At 69.1% G+C, this 19,942-nt stretch carries 19 protein-coding genes; 12 read left to right on the top strand and 7 right to left on the bottom strand.

Features of this window, described 5'->3' with window-relative positions; all coding sequences use genetic code 11:
• Nucleotides 1-272: 272 nt before the first annotated feature.
• Complete coding sequence (gene pgi / locus QWY84_RS06985; RefSeq protein WP_290201808.1) at nt 273-1,934, bottom strand: glucose-6-phosphate isomerase; 1,662 nt, start codon at nt 1,932-1,934, stop codon at nt 273-275.
• Nucleotides 1,935-2,025: 91 nt separating this feature from the next.
• Between pgi and QWY84_RS06990 the strand changes: the two genes are divergently transcribed.
• The 4 genes from QWY84_RS06990 (at nt 2,026) to QWY84_RS07005 (ending at nt 4,591) form a co-directional block, all read left to right on the top strand.
• Nucleotides 2,026-2,613, top strand: a complete 588-nt coding sequence (locus tag QWY84_RS06990; protein ID WP_290201809.1) for a hypothetical protein — start codon at nt 2,026-2,028, stop codon at nt 2,611-2,613.
• A 13-nt stretch (nt 2,614-2,626) separates the two neighbouring features.
• Nucleotides 2,627-3,355 carry a proteasome-type protease gene (locus QWY84_RS06995; RefSeq protein ID WP_290201810.1) on the top strand — a complete coding sequence of 243 codons (729 nt, stop codon included), beginning with the start codon at nt 2,627-2,629 and terminating at the stop codon, nt 3,353-3,355.
• A 163-nt stretch (nt 3,356-3,518) separates the two neighbouring features.
• A complete protein-coding gene (locus QWY84_RS07000) occupies nt 3,519-3,896 on the top strand; it encodes a TraR/DksA family transcriptional regulator (protein ID WP_290201812.1) in 378 nt (125 codons plus the stop codon).
• Between the two features lie 323 nt (nt 3,897-4,219).
• Nucleotides 4,220-4,591: a PilZ domain-containing protein gene (locus tag QWY84_RS07005; protein WP_290201813.1), complete on the top strand. Its 372-nt coding sequence runs from the start codon at nt 4,220-4,222 to the stop codon at nt 4,589-4,591.
• A gap of 54 nt (nt 4,592-4,645) precedes the next feature.
• Here QWY84_RS07005 and QWY84_RS07010 read toward each other — a convergent pair whose 3' ends face one another.
• Nucleotides 4,646-6,094 carry a glyceraldehyde-3-phosphate dehydrogenase gene (locus QWY84_RS07010; protein WP_290201814.1) on the bottom strand — a complete coding sequence of 483 codons (1,449 nt, stop codon included), beginning with the start codon at nt 6,092-6,094 and terminating at the stop codon, nt 4,646-4,648.
• A gap of 119 nt (nt 6,095-6,213) precedes the next feature.
• Between QWY84_RS07010 and QWY84_RS07015 the strand changes: the two genes are divergently transcribed.
• The gene (locus QWY84_RS07015) at nt 6,214-6,648 is read left to right on the top strand and encodes an SRPBCC domain-containing protein (RefSeq protein WP_290201815.1); all 435 of its coding nucleotides are present in this window, start codon (nt 6,214-6,216) and stop codon (nt 6,646-6,648) included.
• Nucleotides 6,649-6,657: 9 nt separating this feature from the next.
• Here the strand turns inward: QWY84_RS07015 and QWY84_RS07020 are convergent, their stop codons facing one another.
• Nucleotides 6,658-7,245 carry a methyltransferase domain-containing protein gene (locus QWY84_RS07020; protein ID WP_290201816.1) on the bottom strand — a complete coding sequence of 196 codons (588 nt, stop codon included), beginning with the start codon at nt 7,243-7,245 and terminating at the stop codon, nt 6,658-6,660.
• 184 nt (nt 7,246-7,429) lie between these two features.
• Between QWY84_RS07020 and miaB the strand changes: the two genes are divergently transcribed.
• From miaB to lnt, 5 genes are all read left to right on the top strand, one after another.
• A complete protein-coding gene (gene miaB, locus QWY84_RS07025) occupies nt 7,430-8,797 on the top strand; it encodes a tRNA (N6-isopentenyl adenosine(37)-C2)-methylthiotransferase MiaB (protein ID WP_290201817.1) in 1,368 nt (455 codons plus the stop codon).
• 16 nt (nt 8,798-8,813) lie between these two features.
• Nucleotides 8,814-9,812 (top strand): PhoH family protein, encoded by a 999-nt coding sequence (locus tag QWY84_RS07030; RefSeq protein WP_290201818.1) that lies wholly within the window; start codon nt 8,814-8,816, stop codon nt 9,810-9,812.
• Between the two features lie 56 nt (nt 9,813-9,868).
• A complete protein-coding gene (ybeY, locus tag QWY84_RS07035) occupies nt 9,869-10,285 on the top strand; it encodes an rRNA maturation RNase YbeY (RefSeq protein WP_290202694.1) in 417 nt (138 codons plus the stop codon).
• Between the two features lie 53 nt (nt 10,286-10,338).
• Nucleotides 10,339-11,238 carry a CorC family transporter gene (locus QWY84_RS07040; RefSeq protein WP_290201819.1) on the top strand — a complete coding sequence of 300 codons (900 nt, stop codon included), beginning with the start codon at nt 10,339-10,341 and terminating at the stop codon, nt 11,236-11,238.
• Nucleotides 11,239-11,345: 107 nt separating this feature from the next.
• Complete coding sequence (lnt, locus tag QWY84_RS07045) at nt 11,346-12,866, top strand: apolipoprotein N-acyltransferase (protein ID WP_290201822.1); 1,521 nt, start codon at nt 11,346-11,348, stop codon at nt 12,864-12,866.
• A gap of 302 nt (nt 12,867-13,168) precedes the next feature.
• On the opposite strand, the gene QWY84_RS07050 is transcribed toward lnt, so the two are convergent.
• Nucleotides 13,169-14,452 carry an HlyC/CorC family transporter gene (locus QWY84_RS07050; protein WP_290201824.1) on the bottom strand — a complete coding sequence of 428 codons (1,284 nt, stop codon included), beginning with the start codon at nt 14,450-14,452 and terminating at the stop codon, nt 13,169-13,171.
• Between the two features lie 38 nt (nt 14,453-14,490).
• The gene (locus QWY84_RS07055; RefSeq protein ID WP_290201827.1) at nt 14,491-15,291 is read right to left on the bottom strand and encodes a cytochrome C assembly family protein; all 801 of its coding nucleotides are present in this window, start codon (nt 15,289-15,291) and stop codon (nt 14,491-14,493) included.
• A gap of 283 nt (nt 15,292-15,574) precedes the next feature.
• Between QWY84_RS07055 and ffh the strand changes: the two genes are divergently transcribed.
• Nucleotides 15,575-16,933 carry a signal recognition particle protein gene (gene ffh, locus QWY84_RS07060; protein ID WP_290201828.1) on the top strand — a complete coding sequence of 453 codons (1,359 nt, stop codon included), beginning with the start codon at nt 15,575-15,577 and terminating at the stop codon, nt 16,931-16,933.
• 182 nt (nt 16,934-17,115) lie between these two features.
• Here the strand turns inward: ffh and QWY84_RS07065 are convergent, their stop codons facing one another.
• Nucleotides 17,116-18,438 (bottom strand): DUF3422 family protein, encoded by a 1,323-nt coding sequence (locus QWY84_RS07065; RefSeq protein WP_290201829.1) that lies wholly within the window; start codon nt 18,436-18,438, stop codon nt 17,116-17,118.
• A gap of 82 nt (nt 18,439-18,520) precedes the next feature.
• Nucleotides 18,521-19,291 (bottom strand): sulfite exporter TauE/SafE family protein, encoded by a 771-nt coding sequence (locus QWY84_RS07070; RefSeq protein ID WP_290201831.1) that lies wholly within the window; start codon nt 19,289-19,291, stop codon nt 18,521-18,523.
• Nucleotides 19,292-19,380: 89 nt separating this feature from the next.
• Between QWY84_RS07070 and QWY84_RS07075 the strand changes: the two genes are divergently transcribed.
• Nucleotides 19,381-19,938 (top strand): NUDIX hydrolase, encoded by a 558-nt coding sequence (locus QWY84_RS07075; RefSeq protein WP_290201833.1) that lies wholly within the window; start codon nt 19,381-19,383, stop codon nt 19,936-19,938.
• The last annotated feature ends 4 nt before the right edge of the window (nt 19,939-19,942 follow it).

Raw genomic sequence — 19,942 nt, forward strand, 5'->3', positions numbered from 1 at the left:
ACGCGCTCGCGGAGCCGTGTAGGAGCGACGTCAGTCGCGACCTTCCAGGGCGTCAGATTCTCTGGGAAGTCGCGGCTGAAGCCGCTCCTACGGCGCTATTACGGCGCGCTCTTGCAGCCGTCGGTGCGACGCCCGTGGGAGGGGCTTCAGCCCCGACATGCCGGCGGCGGGCACAAGGGTTTGCATCGTATCCCGCACGCCCTACGCTTTGACTGCCAACTGCCAACTGCCAACTGCCAACTGCCAACTGCCAACTGCCAACTGCCAACTACTTACTGCTGCCTGTGAATATAGCTCAGCAGCCCCCGGGTCGACGGGTCGGCATCGGTCGCCTCCTGCTGCCCGGTGACCGCCGGAAGGAGCTCCTTGGCCAGCTTCTTGCCGAGCTCTACGCCCCACTGGTCGAAGGGGTTGATCCCCCAGATGACGCTCTGGACGAAGACCTTGTGCTCGTAGAGCGCGACCAGGGCCCCCAGGGTGGCGGGGTCCAGCCGGTCGAACAGCAGCGTGTTGCTGGGCTTGTTGCCGGGGTGGACCTTGTGCGGCACGGCCTGCTGGATCTCCTCCGGCGCCATGCCGGACGCCTCCATCTCCCTGCGCGCCTGCTCCGCCGTCTGGCCCTCCATGAGCGCCCGGGTCTGGGCGAAGCAGTTGGCCAGGGCCAGCTCATGATGGTCGGGATACTCGGCCGAGCCGTGGACCGGTGCCAGGAAGTCCGCCATCACCGGCCGCGTGCCCTGGTGCAGCAGCTGGAAGAACGAGTGCTGGGCGTTGGGCCCCGCCTCACCCCAGACGATGGCGCCGGTGTGGTAGTCCACCGGCGCGCCGTCGCGGGTGACGCACTTGCCGTTGCTCTCCATCTCCAGCTGCTGGAGGTAGGCGGGGAAGCGGTTGAGCCGGTGATCGTAGGGCAGCACGGCGTGCCCGGCGGCATCCAGGAAGTTGGTGTACCACACCCCCAGCAGGCCCATCAGGACCGGCAGGTTGCGTTCCCAGGGCGTGGTGCGGAAATGCCGGTCCATGCCGTGGAAGCCTTCCAGCATGGCCTCGAAGTGCTTCATGCCCACGGCGATGGCGACGGGAAGCCCGACGGCGGAGGCCAGGGAGTACCGGCCGCCGACCCAGTCCCAGATGCGGAAGCGGTTCTCCTCGGCGATGCCGTACTCCGCCATGGCCTGCTCGTTGGCGGACACGGCCAGGAAATGCTGCCGCATGGCCTCGGGGTCGGTGACCTGGCGGCGGAACCAGTCCCGCGCCGTGCGGGCGTTGGTCATGGTATCCAGGGTGGTGAAGGACTTCGACGAGATGATGAACAGCGTGGTCTTGGGATTGACCCGCTCGAGGACATCGGTGACGTGCACGCCGTCGATGCTGCTGACGAAGTGCAGCCGGATGGTATTGGTGCGGTACGGGGCCAGCGCCTCGGTGGCCATGACCGCGCCCAGGTCGGAACCGCCCACGCCGATGTTGACCACGTCCGTGATAACGCGCCCGGTGCAGCCCCGGTACTCGCCCCGGTGCAGGCGGTTGACGAACAGCCGCATGCGCGTGAGCTCGCGCTGGACGTCCGGCATGACGTCCCGGCCGCCCACGTACATGGCGCCGTTGCCGCGGTTGCGCAGGGCCATGTGCATGGCCGCGCGGTTCTCGGTGGTGTTCACCGCTTCGCCGCTGAAAAGGTGCTCGATCCACCCTTCCAGGTCCCGGCGGCGGGCCAGGGCCCGGAGCTGCTCCAGCGTGGCGTCCGTGACCAGGTTCTTGGAGTAGTCCAGCAGCAGCCGGTCGTGCTCGGCGCTGAAGCGCTGGAAACGCGCCGGATCGGACTCGAAGAGATCACGGATGCGCTGGCGCCGCAGTGCGTCGGCGTGCTCCGTCAGCGTCTGCCACTCGGCGAGGGTGGTGAGCTCGGGTCGCGGGGGTGAAGCGTCCGCCATGGGGGTTTCCCTGTCCGTCGGGTCTCCGTCGGGATTGTACAGCAATCGTGGTGCTTGCTCTGCCGCCGGGTGTGCCACACAATCCCGCCGCATGAGAAGGCGTCGACTGTCGAACGCGATCCGCTGTGCCTTCCTGGGTTTCCTCGCGGCCGCCGCGCCGGCGGCGGCCCAGGAGGTGCCGCCGGTGCAGCTGGATCCGCCGGAGTCCAGCGTCACGACCCGCTGGGGGGTCGGGCTCGCCGGCGGTTCCCAGCGCTACGGCAACGACGACACGGGAACCGGGTCCGCGGGCACGGTCGGCGCCGTGCAGCTCACCTACCGGGCGCTGGTGGACGACGGCGAGGGCGCCGCCTGGCTGTTCGAGCTCGGCTTCGAGCATGCCCGCTCGCTGACGGACCCCGAGGTAGCGCCGGGCGTCGAGCGCACGATCCGGTCCAACAGCGTGTTCTACCGCTTCAGCCGGTATATCGGGCAGCGGCTGTACATCGGCGGCCGCGCGGGCGTGGCCCGGGTCCGCGGGCCCGTTACCGAGAGCAACGTGGACCTGGTCCTGGGCCTGCAGGCGGGCGTGACGGTGGCCCGCTGGCTGGATGCCGGCGTCGAGGTGGTGGCCGCGGACCCGTCGGGTGCCGGCGGGCAGCCCCTGGACGTCCGGGGCGTGGTCACAGTGTCATTCTGAGAGCGAGGTCGCGATGACCTACTGCCTTGCCGCAGCCATGAACGAGGGGCTGGTATTCGCCTCGGATTCGCGTACCAATGCGGGCGTGGATCACATCAACACCTATCCCAAGCTGCATCCGTTCATCTGGGAGGGCGACCGCATCCTGGTGCTGCTCAGCGCCGGGAATCTGGCCACGACCCAGGCGGTGGTGACGCAGCTGGAGCGGGAAGCGCTGGACGGCGGCCCGTTGCGCAAGGCCCAGTACATGGCCGAGGCCGCCGAGCACGTCGGCCAGGTGAGCCAGAGGATCCAGGCCCGACACGCGCCGGAGGGGCCCGGGGCGAGCAGCGTGTCCCTGGAGGCGAGCTTCATACTGGGCGGCCAGATCGGAGCGCAGGATCCCGCGCTGTTCCTGATCTATCCGCAGGGGAACTTCATCACCTGCTCGGAAGAGCAGCCCTTCCTGCAGATCGGCGAGACCAAGTACGGCAAGCCGATCCTGGATCGCATCATCTCGCCGGCGGTGTCCCTGGAGGATGCCGCCCGCTGTGCGCTCGTCTCCATCGACTCCACCATGCGCAGCAACCTCTCGGTGGGACCGCCGGTGGACCTCATGCTCTACCGGCGCGATACCCTGGAGCGCCCCCGGTCCCTGCGCTACAAGCTCAACTCGCCGTACTTCGCCTCCATCCGCAAGCAGTGGGGCGAGGGCCTGCGGCGCATCTTCGACGACCTGCCCCGGTTCGACTGGGAAAAGTAGGCCCCCCGCCGCCGTTGCCCGCCCACGGGTGTCGAGGAGACGCTGAGCCACCCGCTCGCGGAAGCATTCGCCCCCTTGCCGTTGTCAACATCCTGTGCAGCCCCTGCCGCCGTGGTCGGCGGCGCGGGAACCCGGATTCATCCATGCAGGGAGGGTGATGCCAATGACGTCCGTCCGTCGTACGGAAGTCTATCGGGAGCTCGAAGACAGGCTCCGCGCGCGTCGTGGCGAGCTACGGCAGGCGATCCAGAGCGGTCTGCAGGCGATGGGCGAGGAACGGCTGGCGCGCGACATCGGCGATGTCGGCGACGACGGCCTGGCCAGCTGGATCCAGGACCTCCAGGAGGTCGATCTGCAGCGCGATACCGAGGAGCTCCGCGACATCGAGCAGGCGCTGGAGCGGATTCACGCCGGAACATACGGATACTGCGTCGATTGCGGCGACGAGGTGGCCGTGGCGAGGCTGCGGGCCTACCCGACCGCGAAGCGCTGCCTCGAGTGCCAGGAGCTCCACGAGCGCCGGGGCGGCGCGCGCGCGTGAAGGCCGCAACGGGCCGTGGTATCCGGCGGCACGGACACTGCCGTTGGTGCACCATCCGGTTACCCCGGAACCTGGAGCGATTGACGTGTTGGCCGCAGGGCGACACTCTTATGCATGTATCGACGCCCGTTCCGGGTATGCTGTGAACAATAGCCGGCAAGGGCAGCAGGGGTGCGGCCTGTTCCCGAGTCCCGGGACTCGGCGCCTGACAGCAATCCGTGTGCGAGTGGGCCTGTTCGCCGGCGGCGCCGCGACGGCAGTGTTTGCGGCATGGCATGTGGCGACCGCGGGAAGCGTCAACAGGCCCCAGAAGGGAGGAGCCGATGGCAGTTGCAGACGATGTGCGACGGACGCACCGGGAGGTCCTGGACCACTACCTGCGGGTATTCCGGACCGATACGGAGGAGCTGGTGGGCTATCTGGCCGACATCAGCGTCTACGGGCTGATGCTGCAGAGCCAGGAGCCGCTGACGCTGGCCGACGGCGACGAGCGGGTGACGCTGCGCCTGGAGCTGGATCGCCCCATTCTCGATGCCCGTGAAATCGTGGTGGACGCCCGCCCGGTATGGTCGCGCAAGGAGGGCAGCTCCGTGTTCCACCACACCGGCCTGGAGTTCGCCGATCTCCCGGAGGACGACCGCCAGCGCGTGGAGACCCTCATGGAGGACTATCGGCTCAGCATCGCCGAGGGCTGACGGAACCGTCCCGCCCGCCGGTGCCTCCGGCGGGCGGGGCACGGGTGCTGCCCCCTACGGCAGGTTGGGGAAATGCAGCCCGGCCATCTGCTGCATGACCCGGACCACCTGGCAGCTGTAGCCGAACTCGTTGTCGTACCAGACGTAGAGCACGCACTTGTCGCCGTTCACCAGGGTGGACGCGGAGTCGACCACGCCCGCATGGCGGGAGCCCACCAGGTCCGACGAGACGATCTCCGTCGAGGAGGTGTAGTCGATCTGCTCCTGCATGGAGGAATGCAGGGCGATATCCCGCAGGTACTCGTTCAGGTCCTCCTTGCTGGTCTCCCGGTCCAGGGTCAGGTTGAGAACGGCCAGCGATACGTTCGGGGTGGGCACGCGAATGGCGTTGCCCGTCAGCCGGCCCTTGAGCTCCGGCAGGGCCTTGGCGACGGCCTTGGCGGCACCCGTTTCCGTGAGCACCAGGTTCAGCGGGGCGCTGCGGCCCCGGCGGGAGCCGGGGTGATAGTTGTCGATGAGGTTCTGGTCGTTGGTGTAGGAGTGCACCGTCTCCACGTGCCCGTGCTGGATGCCGAACTCGTCGTTGATGGCCTTGAGCACCGGCACGATGGCGTTGGTGGTACAGCTGGCGGCGGCGACGATGCGCTCGTCCGCCTTGAGGTCGCCGTGGTTGACGCCGTGGACGATGTCCGGCATGTCGCCCTTGCCCGGCGCGGTGAGCAGCACCTTGCCGGCGCCCTTGGCCTGCAGGTGCAGCCCCAGGCCTTCCGGATCGCGCCACTTGCCGGTGTTGTCGACGATGAGGGCATTGTCGATGCCGTACTGGGTGTAGTCGATCTCCTCCGGGGAGTCGGCGTAGATCACCTGGATGAAGTTGCCGTTGACCAGCAGCGCGTTGGCGTCCTCCAGCACGTTGATGGTGCCGTTGAACGGGCCGTGCACGGAATCGCGCCGGAGCAGGCTGGCGCGCTTGGCGATATCGTGGCCCTTGCCCTTGCGCACGACGATGGCGCGCAGGCGCAGCTTGTTGCCGCTGCCGGTGCGCTCGATCAGCTGGCGTGCCAGCAGCCGGCCGATGCGCCCGAAGCCGTAGAGCACCACGTCCTGGGGCTCGCTGAGCTGGAACGAGCCGCGGCCCTCGATGATGGACTCCAGCTTGCGGTTGAGATAGTCCCGCATGCTCTCGTCCTTGCCCGCCTCGTTGAGGTAGCCGCTGGTGAGCTTGCCGAGGTCCACCCGGGCAGGGGAGAGGTTGAGCTGCGCGAGCTCCTGGAGCACCGGCAGCGTGTTGTGGATGGACAGGCCTTCCGGCTCGTACTGCTTGACGAAGCGATGTGCCTTGAGGATGTCGATGGGCGTGCAGTTGATCAGCGGGCGGCCGTAGATCCGCAGTACAATGCCGCGATCCCGGTACAGCCGTCCGATGAGCGGCAGCATCTCTTCGGCGAGCTCCTGGCGCTGGGTCCAGTCGTTGAGATAGGAATCCTGCTGTTGCTGGTTCATGGGCACTCCGCATGCAAGGTCGGGCCGGTGGCGGTCGCGGGCAACGGGGCGCGCCGCCGGGGGCAGATCAGGGGTGCGCGATTCTATAAAAATCAGCCGCTTTAGTCACGGAGAAATCCATGCGCAGGGAGATCGTCACCACCACCCGCATCGCGGCCGCCCCCGAGGTGGTATGGGGCGCTCTCGTGGCGTTCGACCGCTTCCCGGAGTGGAACCCGTTCATCCCTTCCATTCGCGGGGTTGCCGAGCCCGGTGCCAGGCTGGAAGTGACCATCGTGCCGCCCGGCCGGCGCCCCATGGCCTTCCGCCCCGAGGTGCTGCGCGCCCTGCCGGGGCAGGAGCTGAGCTGGCTGGGACGCCTGGGCGTCGCCGGCCTGTTCGACGGCGAGCACCGTTTCGTGCTCGCCGCGGACGACGGCGGCACGGAGCTCACCCAGCGCGAGACGTTCAGCGGCATCCTGGTGCCCCTGCTGTGGCGGCGCCTCGCCGGCCCCGTGCGGCAGGGCTTCGAGGCCATGAACGCGGCCCTGAAGCAGCACGTCGAGGGAGGCTGAGGCCGGGTGTCAGCGCCGGGCCAGGCGATAGCCGAGCTCGTGGAAGCCCGCCTCGTGGGGAACGGTGAGATCGGCCTGATCCGGCCACAGCCACTGATCGGCCCCGAAGAGTTCACGCATCTGCTCCGGGGACGAATGGAACGGCGGGCCGTTGCGCCACGGTGTCTGGGCGAACAGCGCGAACAGCGTGCCGCCGGGCCGCAGCCAGCGGGCAAGCTGCGCTGCGTAGGCCGGCCGCGCCTCGGGCCGGAAGGCGCACAGGCAGGTCTGCTCGTAGACGGCATCGAACGGCGTGGCGGGCTGGTAGGTGAACACGTCGTCCTGGACGACCTCCGCCTGGAGGCCGCGGTGGGCGAGGCGGTCGCGCAGCGCCTCCAGCGGCTCGGGGACGATATCCAGGGCCGTTACCCGGAAGCCTGCGGCGGCCAGGGCGTCGACCTCGTAGCCGTTGCCGCAGCCGGGAACCAGGATGCGCCCCGGTGGCATGAAGCCGCTCTCCAGCCAGTGGCGCAGCGCCGGGCTGACGGTGCCGCGGTCCCAGCCGGTCTTGCCGTCCAGCCAGCGCTGGCGCCAGTACTCTGCCGTTTCGGTACTCACGGAATGACTCCTGTTGACGTCGCTGCGCACAATGGTGGCAGGCTACAATATTCCGCGGCGAGTGCAGCTGTTGCCGCGCGTGTCAGCGGGGGGTTAACCTCTGTCGGCTACGCGGAAGCCGCCGGCTGGGCAGCGCCCGCCCCGGATTCTACACTGAACAGTGGGAGCAGCGACGCCAGAGCTCATGACAGGCAAAGTCTACGTCAAGACACACGGCTGCCAGATGAACGAGTACGACTCCGCGCGCATGGCGGATGTCCTCGTTGATCAGCGCGGCTACGAGCGGGTGGACAGCCCGGAGCAGGCGGACCTCATCCTCCTCAATACCTGCTCCATCCGCGAGAAGGCGCAGGAGAAGGTATTCTCCCAGCTCGGCCACTGGAAGCACCTCAAGGACAGCCATCCCGACGTGCTCATCGGCGTCGGCGGCTGCGTCGCCTCCCAGGAGGGCGAGGCCCTGCAGAAACGGGCACCGTACGTCGACCTGGTGTTCGGCCCGCAGACCCTGCATCGGTTGCCGGAGATGATCGATCGCGCGCGCAGCGAGCGGCGCGCCCAGGTGGACGTCTCCTTCCCCGAGATCGAGAAGTTCGACCGCCTGCCGGAGCCGCGGGCCGAGGGCCCCACGGCGTTCGTCTCCATCATGGAGGGCTGCAGCAAGTACTGCAGCTTCTGCGTGGTCCCCTACACCCGGGGCGAGGAGATCAGCCGGCCGTTCGACGACGTCATCGCCGAGGTGGCCGACCTGGCGGACCAGGGCGTGCGCGAGGTCAACCTGCTGGGGCAGAACGTCAACGCCTACCGCGCCGCCATGCCGGACGGCACCGAGGCGGACCTGGCGCTGCTGCTGCACTACGTGGCGGCCATCGACGGTATCGACCGCATCCGCTATACCACCTCGCACCCGGTGGAGTTCAGCGACAGCCTCATCGAGGCCTACGGCGAGATCCCCGAGCTGGTGGATCACCTGCACCTGCCGGTGCAGAGCGGGTCGGATTTCGTTCTCAAGCTCATGAAGCGCGGTCACACGGTGGCGGAGTTCAAGGACAAGATCCGGCGCCTGCGTGCCATCCGGCCGAACATCAGCCTGTCCACGGACATCATCGTCGGCTTCCCCGGCGAGGACGAGGACAGCTTCGAGGAGACCATGGCGCTGGTGGAGGAAATCGGCTTCGATACCTCGTTCAGCTTCATCTACAGCGCCCGGCCGGGCACGCCGGCGGCGTCCCTGTCGGACAGCACGCCGCAGGAGGTCAAGAAGGCACGCCTGCAGCGGCTGCAGGCCGCCATCGAGGCCAACGCCCGGCGCATCAGCGAGGCCATGGTGGGCTCGGTGCAGACGGTGCTGGTGGACGGCCGCTCCCGGCGCGATGCCTCGGAGATCGCGGGCCGCACCGAGAACAACCGGGTGGTCAACTTCCCCGGCCATCCACGGCTGATCGGCCGTTTCGTGCAGGTGCGCATCACCGAGGCGCTGCCCAACTCCCTGCGCGGCGAGATGGTCGGCTTCGAGGACGAGGCGCCGGCCGCGTCCACCGCTGCAACGGCATGAGGTTTCCGAGGAGCTATTGAAAGAGCAATCCGAGTCCCTGGATTTCCGTCTTGAACCGGCGGACAACGATCGGCTTGCCCGGCTCTGCGGCCAGTTCGACGAGAACCTGCGCCAGGTCGAGCATCGCCTCGGGGTGGAGATCAGCAACCGGGCGCACCGCTTTCGGGTCATCGGCGAGCAGTCGGCGGTCAACGCCGCCGTCAGCGTCCTCAAGGATCTCTACCAGGCATCGGCGGAGGAAGAGCTGTCGCCGGAGAACGTCCACCTGTACCTCCAGGATGCCGCGGTGGAGGAGCGCGTCCGCGAGGGGCACGAAAAGGCCCGCGACGAGGACGTGGTGATCCACACGCGCAAGGCGGAGATCCGCGGTCGCGGCCCGAATCAGCAGGTCTACCTGCGCAACATCCAGGAATGCGACCTCAACTTCGGCATCGGCCCGGCCGGTACCGGCAAGACGTACCTGGCCGTGGCGGCGGCGGTGGAAGCGCTGGAGAGCGACCAGGTGCGGCGGCTGGTGCTGGTGCGCCCGGCGGTGGAGGCCGGCGAGCGGCTGGGGTTCCTGCCGGGGGACCTGGCGCAGAAGGTCGACCCCTACCTGCGCCCGCTCTACGACGCCCTGTTCGAGATGCTCGGCTTCGACCGCGTGGCCAAGCTCATCGAGCGCAACGTCATCGAGATCGCGCCGCTGGCCTACATGCGCGGCCGTACCCTGAACCAGTCGTTCATCATCCTGGACGAGGCCCAGAACACCACCGTGGAGCAGATGAAGATGTTCCTCACCCGCATCGGCTTCGGCTCGACGGCGGTGGTGACCGGCGACGTGACCCAGGTGGACCTGCCGCGGGGCACGGCCTCCGGGCTCCGGGACGCCGCCGAGGTGCTGCGCGATGTCGAGGGCGTGAGTTTCACCTTCTTCACTGCGGCCGACGTGGTCCGGCACCCGCTGGTCCAGCGCATCGTCCAGGCCTACGACCGGGTGAGCCAGGAGCGCGAGCAGGGCGGTGGCGGACAGTGAGCGCGGCAATCGTCCAGGTGGCCTGCGAGGATCGCGGCCTCCCCGGGGAGGCCGCGATGCAGCAGTGGGTGACGGCGGCGCTTTCCGGTCACCGACAGGACGCCGAGATCGTGGTGCGGGTGGTCGCCCCGGACGAGGCGCGGGCCCTGAACCGCGACTATCGCGGGCGCGACTACGCGACCAACGTGCTGTCGTTTCCCTGCGAGATCCCGGAGGCGTTCGGCCCGTCCGGGGAGCTCGGCGACCTGGTCATCTGCGCCGAGGTGGTGGCGCGCGAGGCGCAGGAGCAGGGCAAGCCGCTGCAGGACCACTGGGCACACATGGTGGTGCACGGCACGCTCCATCTTCTGGGCTACGATCATGAGGAGGACGGCGACGCCGAGGTCATGGAGGCGCGCGAGCGGATGATCCTGGCGGGGCTGGGGATTGCCGACCCGTACCGGGACGAGGCCGGTGCAAGAAACCAGGCGTGAGGAGTGCCGGGTCACTCCTGACCCCTGATTTCTTGGCAACGGCATGGGAGTCCATGAGCAGCGACGACCGAAGTAGCAGCAACGACCACCGGTCCTGGCTGGAGCGGATCGGTCAGGCGATCTCCGGCGAACCCAGGGACCGGGAAAGCCTGGTGGATGTCCTGCGCGATGCCCAGCGACGCGGCCTGCTGGACGCCGACCAGCTGGCCATGATCGAGGGCGCCCTGCACGTCTCCGAGATGCAGGTGCGGGACATCATGATCCCGCGCTCGCAGATGGTGGTCGTGCGGCGGGACGCCAGCCCCGGGGAGCTGTTGCCGCCGGTGATCGAGTCCGGCCACTCCCGCTTTCCGGTGATCGGCGAGAACCGTGACGACGTCATCGGCATTCTCATCGCCAAGGACCTCCTGCAGTACTCCTCGGAGACCAGCCAGAGCCGCTTCGACATGCGCGAGGTCATGCGGCCGGCCCTGTTCGTGCCGGAGAGCAAGCGCCTGGACGTGATGCTCAAGGAGTTCCGCGCCAGCCGCAATCACCTGGCCGTGGTCGTCGACGAGTACGGCGGTGTCGCCGGCATGGTGACCATCGAGGATGTTCTCGAGCAGATCGTCGGCGAGATCGACGACGAGCACGACGTCGACGACGACACCTATATCCTCAGCCACCGCGAGGGCAGCAGCGTGGTCAAGGCGCTGACGCCGGTGGAGGACTTCAACGAGCACTTCGGCACCGGCTTCAGCGACGACGAGTTCGATACCATCGGCGGCTACGTCGCCCACGCCTTCGGCCATCTGCCGGGACGCGGCGAGAGCGTGACCCTGGAAGGGTTGCGGTTCGAGGTGGTGCGCGCCGACAACCGGCGCATCCACCTGCTGCTGGTCATGCCGGAGCCGCGTGCGGCCGCCCGGGAGCAGGGCGAGGAGGCCGCCGCAGAGCCGCCGCCGTCCGAGTGAACCGTTCCCCTTGCAGCCACGTGGCGCTGCGGCGATAGTGTGCGCCTCACGGCGGCGTCGTGTGCCGCCGCCGGCTTGTCTCCATCAACATCCGGGAATGCTCGTCCATGCCTCGTGTTCGCCTGCCTGCCGCGGTTCGTGATCAATGGCCGCGCATCGGCCTCGCCCTCATCGGCGGTGCCCTGTGCCCCCTGGCCTACGCGCCGTTCGGGTGGTGGCCGGTCGCCTTTCTCGCCCCCGCCGTGCTCGTGTACCTGGTGGCGGATCCCGACCGCGGCTGGGCGCTGCCCGCCTATGCCTGGGGCGTGGGCTGGTTCGCCGCCGGCGGGTTCTGGATCTACCACAGCGTGATGTTCTACGGCGGCGGCCTGTGGGCGGCGATCGTCTTCTGCCTGGTGCTGGCGCTGCTGTTCGGGCTGATCCCGCTACTGGCGGTGGGCCTGTGGCGCCTGGTGCGGCCGCGGCACGAGGCCCTGGCGCTGATGGCGGCCCTGCCCCTGGCGTGGGTGCTGGTGGAATGGGTCCGGGGCTGGCTGTTCACGGGGATCACCTGGCTGCAGCTCGGCTACACCCAGACGGATACCTGGCTCAACGGCTTCGCCCCGGTGATCGGCAGCCTGGGCATCAGCCTGCTCGTGGCCACCGGTGCCGGCGCCCTGGCCTGGGCTGCGCGGCAGCCGGGGCAGCAGCGCATCGTCCCCGTCGCCGCCGGGGTGGCGCTGGTGTTCGTCGCCGGGCTGGCCCTGCGGCAGGCGGACTGGACGACGACGGCGGGGGAGCCGCTGTCCGCCGCGCTGCTCCAGGGCAATATCGGCCAGGACGTGAAATGGGATCCGGAGTACCGCGCGTTCATCATGGACCGGTACCGGCGCCTGACGTCCGAGCACTGGGGCGCGGATCTGGTGGTCTGGCCGGAGACGGCGGTGCCCATGTACCAGGACCGCGCCTCCGCGGAATACCTGGCGCCCCTGGGCGACGAGGCGGCGTTCCACGGCACCGATCTCCTCCTCGGGCTGCCCACCTTCGACGAGTCCAGCCGTCGCGCGTACAACAGCGTCATGGCGCTGGGGGACCAGGTGGGGTTCTATCACAAGCGTCATCTGGTGCCGTTCGGCGAGTACGTGCCCTTCCGCGCGTACCTGGGCGGGCTGCTGGACGTCTTCGGCGCGCCCATGGGGGATTTCAGCGCCGGCACGTCCGCCGGCACCCTGCGGGCCGGCGGACGGGTCGCGGCGATCTCCATCTGCTACGAGGTGATCTTCCCCCGGCTGATGGCGACGGCGCTGCCCGAGGCGACCTACCTGGTGAACGTCAGCAACGACGGCTGGTTCGGGCGCACCATCGGGCCGCACCAGCACCTGCAGATGGCGCGCATGCGGGCCATGGAGTTCCGGCGCCCGCTGCTGCGCAGCACCAACACGGGCATCACCGCCGCCGTGGACGAGCGCGGGCGGATCATCGAGCGGGCGCCGCAGTTCCGCCCGGCGTCACTGGCCGCCACCATCCAGCCGCGCCAGGGGGCGACCCCCTACCTGCGCTGGCTCAATGCCCCGGTGGTCGCCGTGTGCGCGATCGGCCTGATCGCCTTCGGCGCGTTGCGGTGGTATCCGCGCGCAAGGGGCAGGTAGGCATCCTTGCGGAAGCGGAGCCGTGTCTCACCAGGGTCTCGGGCGGGGAGACGCGGAGGCGGGCGCGGGGACGGAGGGACTTGCCATGGGCTCCGGAGCTCCGCTTACGGCCCCTGCTTCGGTGGAAGCAGGGGCCTATCCTCCGCTCCGGCCTGGCCGGCTGACAGCACATCCCTGTGCTGACAGCCGGTGGCGGCATCCCTGCCGCCACCCCTTCGGGGCCGGACGGCCTGCGCTCCGGCGCTGCGCAAAGTCGCCCATGGCAAGTCCCTCCGTCCCCGCGCCCGCCTCCGCCGCCGTGCCTACTCGGTCCGCCGTCGCCGCGGGCGCACCGCCCGGGGCTGGATCTCGGCGGTCTTCACCTTGTTGTCCTGGGTCTGGACGATGGTGACGGGGAAGCCGTGCACCAGCAGGCTGGTGCCCGGCTCCGGGATGGACTGCAGGTGCTCCAGGATCAGGCCGTTGAGCGTCCGCGGGCCGTCGGTGGGCAGGTCCCAGTCCAGGGCGCGGTTGAGCTCGCGCACGCTGATGCTGCCCTGGGCCAGATAGCCGCCGGACTCCAGCGGGCGCAGGTGCCGGGAATGGGCCGCCGGGTCGGTGGTGAACTCGCCGACGATCTCCTCGAGGATGTCCTCCAGCGCCACCAGGCCCATGATGTCGCCGTACTCGTCCACTACCATGCCCACCCGGCAGTGCTGGCGCTGGAAGTTGACCAGCTGCGTGTGCAGGCGGGTGCCCTCGGGAATGAAGTACACCGGGTCGACGTGCTCCAGCAACTGCTCCCGGGTCAGGCGCTGGCTGGTGAGATCCGGGATGATGCGCCGCAGGTGGAGGATGCCGTGGACGTCGTCGATGCTCTCCCGGAACACCGGCAGGCGGGTGTGCTGACTGGTGGCGAGCTGGGTGACGATCTCGTCCCAGTCGTCGGTGACATCGATGCCCACGATCTCGTTGCGCGGCACCATGATGTCCTCCACCGTGGCCTTCTCCAGGTCCAGGATGTTCAGCAGCATCTTCTGGTGGCGCCGCGGGATCAGTGTGCCCGCCTCGTTGACCACCGAGCGCAGCTCCTCGCGGCTGAGGTTCTCCTCGCCGCTGCCGCGCGGGTCCACGCGGAACAGCCGCAGTGTGGCGTTGGCCACGGTGTTGACGGCCCAGACCAGCGGGTAGAGCAGCCGCAGCAGCACGGCCAGCGGCCATGCGGCCGGGAAGGCGATGCGCTCGGGATGCAGCGCGGCCAGCGTCTTGGGGGCCACCTCGGAGAAGATCAGGACCACCAGGGTCAGCAGCAGCGACGCGGGCCCGACGGCCCCCTCGCCGTAGAGCTCCAGCGCGATCACCGTCGCCAGGGAGGCCGCCAGGATGTTGACGAAGTTGTTGCCGAGCAGGATGACCCCGAGGATGCGATCCGGGCGGTCCAGCAGCTTCGTCGCCAGCCGCGCCGAGCGCCGGCCGCTGCGGGCCAGGTGCCGCAGCCGGTAGCGGTTGAGGCTCATCAGCGCCGTTTCCGAGCTGGAGAAGAACGCCGACAGCACGAGCAGCACGGCCAGTATGGCGAACAGCATCTCCAGGGGGATGTCGCTCACGGGAGAAACCTCGCAGTCTGGCGGCGGGCGCGCATGGGTCAGCCGCGGCCGAGGATGAGTTCCAGAACGAGCTTGGTGCCGAAGTAGGCAAGCAGCAATGCCGCGAAGCCGCCCAGCGTCCAGCGGATCGCCGTGCGGCCGCGCCAGCCGTAGCGCCAGCGGCCGAACAGCAGCAGGGCGAAGATCGCCCAGGCGGCGACGCTGAATACCGTCTTGTGGGCCAGATGCTGGGCGAAGAGGTCCTCAAGGTAGAAGGTGCCGGTGATCAGCGCCAGGGTCAGCAGGACAAAGCCCAGGCGGATCATCTGGAACAGCAGGTGCTCCATCTCCTGCAGCGGCGGCAGCGCACGGATGATGCCGCCCGGGTGCCGGTGGCGCAGCCGGCGATCCTGCCAGGCCAGCACCAGCGCCTGGACCACCGCGATGCTGAGCACGGCGAAGGCGATGATGGAGGTGATCACGTGAACCTCCAGGCCGCCCGGGAAGCGCGTGATCGGTGCCACCCCCGTGCCCAGGAACTGGTTGATCAGCTCGATGACCGCCGCGACCGGCAGGATGAAGACCATGAGGTTCTCCACCGGGCGCTGCAGCGCCCCCAGGATGACGATCAGGGCCATGAGCGCCGCGACCAGCGAGGCGGCGTTGAAGAAACCCAGGTTGAGTCCTGCTCCCGTGTCCATCTGGCCCCACAGGACGGCCGTGTGGACCACCACGCCGACTCCGCCGGTGGCGAGCAGGGCCGTACGCCAGGGGACATGCTCCGGACCGGCGGCCAGGCGCCAGGCGAACCCGGCTGCGGTCAGCAGGTAGAGTGCGGTGGAGAGAAAGGTCGGAATCATCGGGTCCATCATTCAGTGCCGGGGACGACGGCCGGGCAAAGCGCGACGGGCACGCCGCCGAAAGGATCATCGCACAGATGCCGGAGCCGGCAAAGCGGCGGCGGTTCCTTTCTGAACGTTGGCCGTCCCGGCATCCGGCGATTGATCGGAGAGGGGGCAGGCGTTACCTTGGCGGGCTATCGGTTTCGCCCGCCGGTACGCATGGCAGCGCCTGCGTACGGAGCGGCGGCAACGTTTCCCCGATGTCCGGATCCCGACTACTGCGGAGGCGAGAGGCCACGGCATGTTTGACAATCTGAGTGAGCGCCTCGATGGCGTCATGAAACGCCTGCGCGGGCAGGGACGGCTCACCGAGGACAACATCCAGGAGAGCCTGCGGGAGGTCCGCATGGCCCTGCTGGAAGCGGACGTGGCCCTGCCGGTGGTCAAGGACTTCATCCGCGACGTCAAGGAGCGCGCCCTGGGCGAGGAGGTCAAGCGCAGCCTGACCCCGGGGCAGACGTTCGTGAAGATCGTCAAGGACGAGCTCGTGCGCGTCATGGGCGAGGCCAACGACGCGCTCGACCTCAGCGTCCGGCCGCCGGCGGTGGTCATGGTGGCCGGCCTCCAGGGCGCCGGCAAGACCACCAGTGTCGCCAAGCTCGCACGCTACCTGCGGGAGCGGGAGAAGAAGAAGGTCCTGGTGGTGAGCTGCGACGTCTACCGGCCCGCGGCCATCGACCAGCTGGAGACCCTGGCCCGGGAAGTGGAGGTGGACTTCTTCCCGTCGGATACCGGCCAGAAACCCGAGGCCATCGCCCGGGCGGCGGTGGATCACGCCCGCAAGCAGTTCCACGACGTGCTGCTGGTGGACACTGCCGGCCGGCTGCACGTCGACGAGGGCATGATGGCCGAGGTCGGCCAGCTCCACCAGGCGCTGGAGCCGGCGGAGACGCTGTTCGTGGTCGACAGCATGACCGGCCAGGACGCGGTGAACACCGCCCACGCGTTCAACGACGCGCTGCCGCTCACGGGGGTCATTCTCACCAAGACCGACGGCGATGCCCGGGGCGGCGCCGCGCTGTCCATCCGGCAGATCACCGGCAAGCCCATCAAGTTCCTGGGTACCGGGGAGAAGACCGAGGCGCTGGAGCCGTTCCACCCGGACCGGGTCGCCTCGCGCATCCTCGGCATGGGCGACATGCTCAGCCTGGTGGAAGAGGTCGAGCGCGGCGTCGACCGCGAGGAGGCCGACCGGCTGACCCGCAAGCTCAAGAAGGGCAAGGGTTTCGACCTGGAGGACTTCCGCGACCAGATGAGCCAGCTCGGGAACATGGGCGGCATCGGCAGCATCATGGACAAGATGCCCGGCATGGGCGGCATGGCCGACAAGGTCAAGGGGCAGGTGGACGACAAGGATATCCGCCGGCTGGTGGCCATCATCAACTCCATGACCCCCGCGGAGCGCCGCCGCCCGGATGTCATCAACGGCTCCCGCAAGCGCCGCATCGCCACCGGTTCCGGCACCCAGGTGCAGGATGTCAACCGCCTGCTGAAGCAGTTCAAGCAGATGCAGAAGATGATGAAGCAGGTGAAGAAGAAGGGCGGCATGCAGCGGATGATGCGCCAGCTCGGCGGCCCGGGCGGTATGCCGCCAGGATAGAAGTTTGCAGTTGTCAGTTTTCAGTGTTCAGCAGCGGGTCAGCAGCGGGCAAGGTGAGGGAGGACCCCGTTCGCGGTGGCCGCCACTTCCGGGCGGCGATGCGGTCTCCGAGGTATTTCTGAGCCGTTCTGAAAACTGAAAACTGAACACTGCAAACTGAACACTGCAAACTGAAAACTTCCTCAATGCGCCGCCTCCGTTCCCAGCACTTTCCTCCGGAGATAGCGCAGCCCCAGGAACGCGCCGACGACCACCACCGGCACCGCGGCGCCCACGGCCAGGTCGACGTTGAAGTCCACGCCGGCGCTGTGGAGGCCGTGGAGCATGTAGGAGATCAGCCCGCTGCCGTAGTAGCTCATGACCAGGACCGACAGCCCCTCCACCGTCTGCTGGAGGCGCAGCTGCAGGTCCGTGCGGCGGTTCATGGACGCCAGCAGGTCGCGGTTCTGGCCCTCCAGGGCGATATCCACCCGGGTGCGCAGCAGGTCCGCGGCCCGGGACAGGCGCCGGGCCAGGTTCTCCTGGCGCTCGGCGACGGTCTCGCAGGTGCGCATGGCCGGGCGGAACCGGCGCACCAGGAACTCGTCGATGGTCTGCAGCTCGCTCAGGCGCTGCTCGCGCAGGTTCTCGATGCGCCGCCGGACCAGGGCGTCGTAGGCCCGCGCGGCACTGAGCCGGTAGCTGGTGCGCGCCGTGGTCTGCTCCAGGTCGGCGGACAGGGCGGAGATCTCCGCCAGCAGGGCCTGCTCGTTCTCCAGGCTGGCGCTGCGCGTGATGCGCCGGGTGATGGCCTCCAGCCCTTCCTCCAGCGCCGTGAGATCCTTGCCCGCTTCGCGGGCCATGGGAAAGGCCAGCAGCGCCAGCAGCCGGTAGGTCTCGATCTCCAGCAGGCGCTGCACCAGGCGGCCCGCCCGGCGGGACGGCAGTCCGCAGTCCTGGATGAGAATGCGGCCGTAGCCGTCGTCGTGGAGCCGGAAGTCGGTGTAGACGCGTGCGGCGCCGTCGGCCACCTCGCTGCCGGCGATGTTGGGCGTGCCGAACAGCTCGGTGAGTTCGTGGGGCGGATGATCCGGCGCGTCCTGGCTTTCCATGGTGACGTGCACCGCGGCGATGACCTGTCCGGGCAGGGTCTGCAGCCAGTCCCCGGGCACCGCCTCCAGCGCCGTCTCCGCGAACGGTACCCCGGGGGTTGGCGGCGCACCGGGGACGAAGAACGTGTACGTGGAGAACTCCGTATGCCGTTCCCAGCGCAGCCGGAACGCGCCCAGGTCGACGCTGTGGTGGGTGGCGTCGGCTGCCGGCGCCACCTGGTCCATGGCCTCGCACAGGGCGCGCACGCGCTGCTGGTCGCTATCGCCGTCGTCGCTGAGCACGGCCAGGTGGGTGGCGCGCAGCGGGCCGTTCAGCGTCTCGAAGGGGCGCGCATGGATTTCTCCGGCCACTCGCCGACGCTGGGGATGCTCTTCAAGGCCGTTCAGCGTGGGGGTCGGTGCCGATTCCGTCATGATGGTGCCCCGGGATGATGGAACTTTTTCCGCCATGTTCCGCTTTGCCGTGTCCGCCGGCAACCCTTGGGTGTCCCCGGCCTCACCAGCCGGCCACGGCGGTGAGGCCGGTGTAGCACAGCCGCAGGGCCAGAAGGGTGAGCAGGACGGTGAGGGCGCGGTGGAACCCCCGGTCGCTGAGGTGCTCCAGGGCCATGCGTCCGAGGTAGGTGCCGGCCAGGCCGGCGGTGATCATGCCGGCCAGGAAGGGCAGGTACGGACCGAAGGCGAATCCGAGGCCGCCGTAGACGACGAGCTTGAAGCCGTGCTGGATCACCATGCAGGCGGAGAAGGTGCCCACGTGGCTGCGCCGGTCCAGGGCCAGGGACCGCAGCAGCGCGGCCACCAGCGGGCCGGTGGCGCCCACGAACAGGGTCGCCAGGCTGGTCGCAGCGCCGCCGAGCGCCAGGCGGCCCCGTGAGCCGCGCCGCAGGTCCGGGGTCGGTCCCCAGCACGACCAGAGGATGAACGCGCCCAGGGCGAGCTCCATCCAGCCGCCGGGCAGATCCACCAGGACGCGGGAACCCGCCGCCGCCCCGAGCACCCCGCCGGCGGAGAACAGCGCTACCACGGGCCAGCGGATGCCGCTCCACGTCAGCGCCGTGCGGCCGGCGTTGGACCCCGCCTGGATGACACCGTGCAGCGGAATGACCGCGGCCACCGGCAGGAACAGGGTCATCACCGCGAGCAGCACGACCCCGCCGCCGGCGCCGAACGCGGCGGTCACGAACGAGGCCGCCAGGCTGGCAAGCAGCAGCAACCCGGCGCCCCAGGCCGGGAGATCCTGGGGAAGCAGAGAGGTCCAGATCTCCATGACACTACGTCCGGGAAGATTCGTATCCTGTCTGTCCGCCGACGGCCGGCGCTTGTCCGCCCCCGCCCGGGCGCATAGACTCGCCAGGCATGAGTACCACGAATCCCTACGACCCCGCGAACTTCACCCGCCGGGTACCGGACGGCGACGACCGCGAGCGCCTGGTCTGTGACGACTGCGGGTTCATCCAGTACGAGAATCCGAAGATCGTCGTCGGCACGGTGGCCTACTGGGAGGACCGCATCCTGCTGTGCCGGCGGGCCATCGAGCCGCGCAGCGGCTACTGGACGCTGCCGGCCGGCTACCTGGAGCTGGGCGAGGACGCCGAGGCCGGGGCGCTGCGCGAGGCCTGGGAAGAGGCCCGGGCGCAGCTGGCCATCGAGCAGCTCCTGGCGGTGTATTCCATCCCCCGCATCAGCCAGGTGCAGCTGATCTACCGGGCGCGGCTGACCTCGCCCGAGGTGGCGGCAGGGCCGGAGTCCCGGGAGGTGGAGCTGTTCCCGGCCGATGCCGTGCCCGTCGAGGAGATCGCCTTCCCCAGCGTCCACTGGGCGCTGGGCCATTTCCGGGAGACCCGTGCGCAGCCGGTGTTCGCACCCCGGAGCAATCCGGACGGCGCCACGGGGAATCTGCCCGGCGGGCTGTGATTCC

It is taken from the genome of Aquisalimonas lutea (genome assembly GCF_030409225.1).
Taxonomy (GTDB): Bacteria; Pseudomonadota; Gammaproteobacteria; order Nitrococcales; family Aquisalimonadaceae; genus Aquisalimonas; species Aquisalimonas lutea.

Excerpts from the sequence above, each read along its gene's own strand:
- pgi (WP_290201808.1), bottom strand. The coding sequence starts at position 1,934 with ATGGCGGACGCTTCACCCCCGCGACCCGAGCTCACCACCCTCGCCGAG.
- QWY84_RS06990 (WP_290201809.1), top strand. The coding sequence starts at position 2,026 with ATGAGAAGGCGTCGACTGTCGAACGCGATCCGCTGTGCCTTCCTGGGT.
- QWY84_RS06995 (WP_290201810.1), top strand. The coding sequence starts at position 2,627 with ATGACCTACTGCCTTGCCGCAGCCATGAACGAGGGGCTGGTATTCGCC.
- QWY84_RS07000 (WP_290201812.1), top strand. The coding sequence starts at position 3,519 with ATGACGTCCGTCCGTCGTACGGAAGTCTATCGGGAGCTCGAAGACAGG.
- QWY84_RS07005 (WP_290201813.1), top strand. The coding sequence starts at position 4,220 with ATGGCAGTTGCAGACGATGTGCGACGGACGCACCGGGAGGTCCTGGAC.
- QWY84_RS07010 (WP_290201814.1), bottom strand. The coding sequence starts at position 6,094 with ATGAACCAGCAACAGCAGGATTCCTATCTCAACGACTGGACCCAGCGC.
- QWY84_RS07015 (WP_290201815.1), top strand. The coding sequence starts at position 6,214 with ATGCGCAGGGAGATCGTCACCACCACCCGCATCGCGGCCGCCCCCGAG.
- miaB (WP_290201817.1), top strand. The coding sequence starts at position 7,430 with ATGACAGGCAAAGTCTACGTCAAGACACACGGCTGCCAGATGAACGAG.
- ybeY (WP_290202694.1), top strand. The coding sequence starts at position 9,869 with ATGCAGCAGTGGGTGACGGCGGCGCTTTCCGGTCACCGACAGGACGCC.
- QWY84_RS07040 (WP_290201819.1), top strand. The coding sequence starts at position 10,339 with ATGAGCAGCGACGACCGAAGTAGCAGCAACGACCACCGGTCCTGGCTG.
- lnt (WP_290201822.1), top strand. The coding sequence starts at position 11,346 with ATGCCTCGTGTTCGCCTGCCTGCCGCGGTTCGTGATCAATGGCCGCGC.
- QWY84_RS07055 (WP_290201827.1), bottom strand. The coding sequence starts at position 15,291 with ATGATTCCGACCTTTCTCTCCACCGCACTCTACCTGCTGACCGCAGCC.
- ffh (WP_290201828.1), top strand. The coding sequence starts at position 15,575 with ATGTTTGACAATCTGAGTGAGCGCCTCGATGGCGTCATGAAACGCCTG.
- QWY84_RS07065 (WP_290201829.1), bottom strand. The coding sequence starts at position 18,438 with ATGACGGAATCGGCACCGACCCCCACGCTGAACGGCCTTGAAGAGCAT.
- QWY84_RS07070 (WP_290201831.1), bottom strand. The coding sequence starts at position 19,291 with ATGGAGATCTGGACCTCTCTGCTTCCCCAGGATCTCCCGGCCTGGGGC.
- QWY84_RS07075 (WP_290201833.1), top strand. The coding sequence starts at position 19,381 with ATGAGTACCACGAATCCCTACGACCCCGCGAACTTCACCCGCCGGGTA.